Source organism: Rhodoblastus sp., assembly GCF_052145335.1.
Taxonomy (GTDB): Bacteria; Pseudomonadota; Alphaproteobacteria; order Rhizobiales; family Beijerinckiaceae; genus Rhodoblastus.
The window spans coordinates 1-5,310 of sequence record NZ_JBKQOU010000042.1 but is presented as its reverse complement, the minus strand read 5'-3'; the positions used below and the strand labels follow the sequence as shown (position 1 = coordinate 5,310).

The 5,310-nt window shown below is 64.9% G+C and carries 5 protein-coding genes; all 5 read left to right on the top strand.

Features of this window, described 5'->3' with window-relative positions:
• Positions 1-1,897, top strand: a 1,897-nt coding sequence (locus ACLP2E_RS02755) for an isoleucine--tRNA ligase (RefSeq protein WP_442465088.1), incomplete at its 5' end; no start/stop codon positions are given.
• Positions 1,894-2,412: a signal peptidase II gene (gene lspA, locus ACLP2E_RS02750; RefSeq protein WP_442463503.1), complete on the top strand. Its 519-nt coding sequence runs from the start codon at positions 1,894-1,896 to the stop codon at positions 2,410-2,412. The genes ACLP2E_RS02755 and lspA, both read left to right, overlap by 4 nt.
• Positions 2,413-2,580: 168 nt before the next feature.
• Positions 2,581-3,135: a hypothetical protein gene (locus ACLP2E_RS02745; RefSeq protein ID WP_442463502.1), complete on the top strand. Its 555-nt coding sequence runs from the start codon at positions 2,581-2,583 to the stop codon at positions 3,133-3,135.
• Positions 3,136-3,273: 138 nt separating this feature from the next.
• Positions 3,274-4,629, top strand: coding sequence for a M16 family metallopeptidase (locus ACLP2E_RS02740; protein ID WP_442463501.1), 1,356 nt, complete (start codon positions 3,274-3,276; stop codon positions 4,627-4,629).
• A 23-nt stretch (positions 4,630-4,652) separates the two neighbouring features.
• Positions 4,653-5,310: M16 family metallopeptidase (locus tag ACLP2E_RS02735; RefSeq protein ID WP_442465087.1), on the top strand; the 658-nt coding region annotated here is incomplete at its 3' end.

The window sequence follows — 5,310 nt, the reverse complement described above, 5'->3', positions numbered from 1 at the left end:
CCGGCTCCTTCATGAGCGCGGCATCGACGCGCGCATCCCCTATACGGTGGACGCCGACGGTTTCTACACCAAAGAGGTTCCCGGCTTCGAAGGCGCGCGCGTCATCGACGACAAGGGCAACAAGGGCGACGCCAACGAGCGCGTCATCAAGGCTTTGGCGGAGGCAGGCGCGCTGCTGGCGCGGGGGCGGTTGAAACATCAGTACCCGCACAGCTGGCGCTCGAAAAAGCCGGTGATCTTCCGCAATACGCCGCAATGGTTCATTGCAATGGACAAGCCTTTCGCCGTCGCGCTCGACGCCGTCGCCGCGATGGGACTGGGACGAGACTCCAACCAGCCGACCCTGCGCGAGGTGGCGCTGGAAGAAATCGGCCGCACCCGCTGGGTGCCCGCGGCGGGCGAAAATCGCATCACTGGCATGATCGCCAACCGGCCGGACTGGGTGGTGTCGCGCCAGCGCGCCTGGGGTGTGCCGATCGCGGTTTTCGTCAGGAAGGGCGGCCACGAAATCCTGGTCGACGACAAGGTCAATTCCCGCATCATCGCGGCTTTCGAGCTTGAAGGCGCCGACGCCTGGTACGAGGAGGGCGCCGCCGAGCGCTTCCTCGCGCCGGATTACGATCCCGTCGATTACGAAAAGATCGACGACGTGCTCGACGTCTGGTTCGATTCCGGCTCGACCCACGCCTTCACTCTCGAAGACCCGGAGCATTTTCCAAGCCTCGCCGGAATCCGCCGTCGCCATGACGGCGGGCCGGACGAGGTGATGTATCTCGAAGGCTCGGACCAGCATCGCGGCTGGTTTCATTCCTCGCTTTTGGAAAGCTGCGGCACGCGCGGCCGCGCGCCTTATGATTCCGTCCTCACCCACGGTTTCGTCCTCGACGAAAAGGGGCGGAAAATGTCGAAATCGCTCGGCAATGTCGTCGCTCCGCAAAGCGTCATCAAGGATTCCGGCGCCGACATCCTGCGCCTGTGGGTGGCGGCTTCCGACTACTCCGACGATCTTCGCATCGGGAAGGAGATTCTGGCCACCTTCTCCGAGACCTATCGCAAACTGCGCAACACCTTGCGCTGGATCCTCGGCGCGCTGGCGCATTTCGACCCGGCGCAGGCGGTGGCGAAGGAAGACATGCCCGAACTGGAGCGGGCGATCCTGCATCGCCTCGCCGAGATCGACGGCCAGGTCCGCGAGGCCTACGCCCAGTTCGACTACAAAAAAGTCGTCGCGCTGTTATCGGGGTTCATGACTGGCGACCTGTCGGCGTTTTATTTCGACATCCGCAAGGATTGCCTCTATTGCGATCCGCCTTCCAGCGTCGCGCGCAAGGCGGCGCTGACGACGATCGACATCCTGTGCGGGGCGCTGCTGAAATGGCTGGCGCCGATCCTCTGCTTCACCGCCGAGGAAGCCTGGCTGGCCTTCCGCCCGCAGGCCGCGCCCTCGATCCATCTGACCGAATTCCCCTCCGGGCTGGAGCTTTTCCGCGACGAGACCCTGGCGGCCAAGTGGCGGACCATCCGCCGCATTCGCGCCGTCGTCACCGGGGCGCTGGAAATCGAGCGGGCGGCCAAGAACATCGGCTCGTCGCTCGAGGCGGACCCCCAGGTATTCATCGCCGATCCCGCTTTGCGCGCGGCGCTCGGAGGGGTCGATTTCGCCGATATCTGCATCACCTCTTCCATCGAAATCGTCGCTGGCGAGCCGCCGCAGGGCGCCTTCACCCTACCGGAGACGCCGGGGGTCGGCGTGGTCAGCCGTCGCGCGCAGGGCCGTAAATGCGTCCGCTCCTGGCGGATCTCGCCTTTGGTCGGGACCGATCCCGAATTCCCCGACGTTACGCCGCGCGACGCGCAAGCCTTGCGGGAATTGCGGGCGGCCGGCCTTTGGTCGTGAGCTTTTCGCCCGCAGCGCGGCGCCGGCTTCTCGGCCTCGCCTCCGCGCTGATCGTGCTGGCGCTCGATCAGGCGAGCAAAATCTGGGCGATCGGCCTGCTGGGCGGCCCGGAACATCCCGTCATCGCCTTGACGCCTTTTCTTGCCCTGACTCTGAGCTGGAACCGTGGCATCGCCTATACGATGCTGCGCTCCGATGGCGATCTCGGCCGTTACGCTCTGGTTGGCGTGGCGCTGGTCGCGGTGATTTTTCTGACTGTCTGGCTGTGGCGGGCGCACCGGCCTGCGGCGGCGGCGGGGTTCGGCTGCCTGATCGGCGGCGCGCTCGGCAACGCCCTCGACCGGTTGGTCCATGGCGCGGTGGCGGATTTCCTCTATTTTCACACGCCTTTTTCGCTCGGGCCCTTGTCCAATTACGTGTTCAACCTCGCCGACGCCGGCATTGTTGCCGGGGTCGCGCTTCTGCTATATGACTCGCTCGCGACGCCGGAGTCCGCCAAGGCTCGGAAGGCGTGAAAATGCCGTGAAATCGCCTTGAATGCGAGTTAGACCTCCGCAATTCATAGCTTTGGCGAGAGTATTCGAGGTTAGCCCATGATCCTGACAAAAAGCGCATTTTGCAAAAGCATCGCGGGTTCCTCCCGCTTTTTCCTTTTGTCCTGCGCGCTGATTGGCGGAGCAGCGATGTTTTCCGGCGCCCCGGCCCAGGCTCAGGAACCGAGCCTGTGGGACAAGGCGCTGAGCACGGTCGGCATCGGCGGCGCCAAACCGGCAGCCCCCGCCACCCCGGCCCCTGTTAGCTCGGGCTCTGTAAGCCAGGCTCCCGCCAGCTCAGGCTCTGTCAGCCAGGCTCCCGCCAGCCCAGCCGCCGTCAGCCAGGCTCCCGCCAACCCGGCCCCCGCCAGCCAGCCGGCACGCCCGGCGCCGGTCGTAGAGATCGTTCCGCAAAAGCCCGGCATGTTCGACAATGTCCTGAAGACGGTCGGCCTTGGCGGCGCCAAGCCAATGGACACGATCGACTACAGCGAGAGGCCGAAACTGGCGGTGCCGCAACAGCGCACCCTGCCGCCGCCGCAGGAAAGCGGCGGACCCCGCCAAGTCGCCAAGCGTCCCGAAAGCGAAGCTTTGACCAAGCCGCCCGCAGAATATACCGAAAAGGTGCGCGGCGCCGACGGCCAGGTTTCGGGCCTGAAGGAAAGCGACGTCGCCAAAGAGAAGAAGTTCCTGAACTTTTTCTAAAGCCGCCAAGCCGAGCCTATTTTTGTCAGGCCGCGCCTTTTCGCGAATTTTCAAAGCCGGGGCTGTCGTTCCGGCTTTCGCGTTCTATATTGGCTGTAGTGCTTTTATCGCAGAAACCAACAGACAAGGACGCGCGCAGTGGCTCATTCCGTCTCGGCTCTTCCCTCAAGCGCGGCGAATGAGCAGCCGTCGCCGGCTGCAGGAGAGGGCCGCGAACGCCACGCCGGACCGAAGGTCGACCATTTCACGCTGGAAAACGGCATGAAAGTGGTGGTCATTCCCGACCATCGCGCCCCGGTGGTCACCCATATGGTGTGGTATCGCAACGGCTCGGCCGACGATCCTCGCGGCAAGAGCGGCATCGCCCATTTCCTCGAACACCTGATGTTCAAGGGCACCCACAACCACAAGCAGGGCGAATTCTCCCATGTGGTGGCCGAATTGGGCGGCCAGGAAAACGCCTTCACTTCTTATGACTACACCGCTTATTTCCAGCGGGTGGCGCGCGAACATCTGCGCATCGTGATGGATTTCGAGGCCGACCGCATGACCGGCCTGACGTTGACCGACGAAATAGTCGCGCCGGAACGCGACGTGGTGCTGGAGGAGCGGCGGATGCGCTCCGAAACCGATCCCGCCGCCCAGCTTGACGAGGCGATGAACGCCGCGCTCTACACCCATCATTCTTATGGCGTGCCGGTGATCGGCTGGGGCCACGAGATCGAGACGCTCGACCGGCAAGACGCGCTCGATTATTACCGCCGCTTCTATACGCCGGAAAACGCCATTCTCGTCGTCGCCGGCGACGTCGAGGCGCCGGAGGTCGAAAGACTGGCGCGCGAGACCTACGGGAAAATCCCGGCCCGCGGCGAACCGCCGGTGCGCAAGCGCCCGCGCGAGCCCGAACCCCGCGCGCAAAGGCTGTTGAAACTGGCGGACGCCAAGGTCGAGCAGCCGTCGTTCGAGCGCATCTATCTCGTCCCCTCCGCCCGTACGGCGGCCAAAGGCGAAGCTGAAGCGCTCGACGTGCTGGCCCATCATCTCGGCGGCGGCCAGACCAGCTTGCTCTATCGCCGCCTGGTGCTGGAGCAGAAAAAGGCGGTGATGGCCGGGGCTTATTATTTCGCCGACGCGCTCGATGAAAGCCGATTCTTCCTCTACGCCATGCCCGCGGAAGGGGTATCGCTGGAGGATCTGGAGAGCGCTATCGACGCGGTTCTGGCCGAGGTCGCGCGCGACGGCGTCAGCGCCGAGGACGTCGCACGCGCCTCGACGCGGCTGATCGCCGACGCCGTCTACGCCCAGGACAATCAGGCGAGCCTGGCGCGCTGGTTCGGCGCGGCGCTGGCTAATGGCGAGACCGTCGACGATGTGTTGAGCTGGAGCGACCGCATCGAGGCGGTGACCGTCGACGATGTCGCCAAGGCGATGAAATGGCTGGACCGCCGCCGCTCCGTGACGGGCTATCTGCTCAAGGAAGAAGCGGAAGCTTGAACCATAACAAAGAAGAGAGTCCGATGAACGCTCCCGCCCAAGTCGTTACTGTTCCCGTGGTTTCGCGCGCCGCGCGCGTCCAGCATGTCGTCAGCCCCGGGGGGATCGCCGCTTGGCTGGTCGAAGATTACGCCGTGCCCTTGGTGGCGATGGAGTTTTCCTTCGCCGGCGGCGCGACCCAGGACCCTCCCGGCAAGGCGGGCGCCGGGGCGCTGCTCGCCGGCCTGCTCGACGAAGGGGCAGGCGATCTCGAAGCGGAGGCCTTTCATCGCGCGCTCGACGATCACGCCATCCGCCTCAATTTCAACGCCGAGCGCGACGAATTCTTCGGCCATTTGCAGACACTGGCTCGCCATATCGACAAATCCTTCGAATTGCTGGCCCTGGCGGTCAATGCGCCGCGTTTCGACGAAGCGCCGCTGGAGCGGGTGCGCGGGCAGGTCAACGCCATGCTCAAGCGCGAATCCAAGGAACCCGACTCCATGGCGGCGCAGGCCTGGCGGCGCGCCGCCTGGGCGGGCCATCCCTATTCGCGCTCACCGCGCGGCGAACTGGGCGAAGTCGACCTGGTCACCCGCGACGACCTCGTGGCGCTGCGCCAAAAAATCCTGGCGCGCGACACGCTGAAAATCGCCGTGGTCGGCGCCATCGATGCGACCCGTCTCGCCGCCCATCTCGACA

Excerpts from the sequence above, each read along its gene's own strand:
- ACLP2E_RS02745 (WP_442463502.1), top strand. The coding sequence starts at position 2,581 with ATGTTTTCCGGCGCCCCGGCCCAGGCTCAGGAACCGAGCCTGTGGGAC.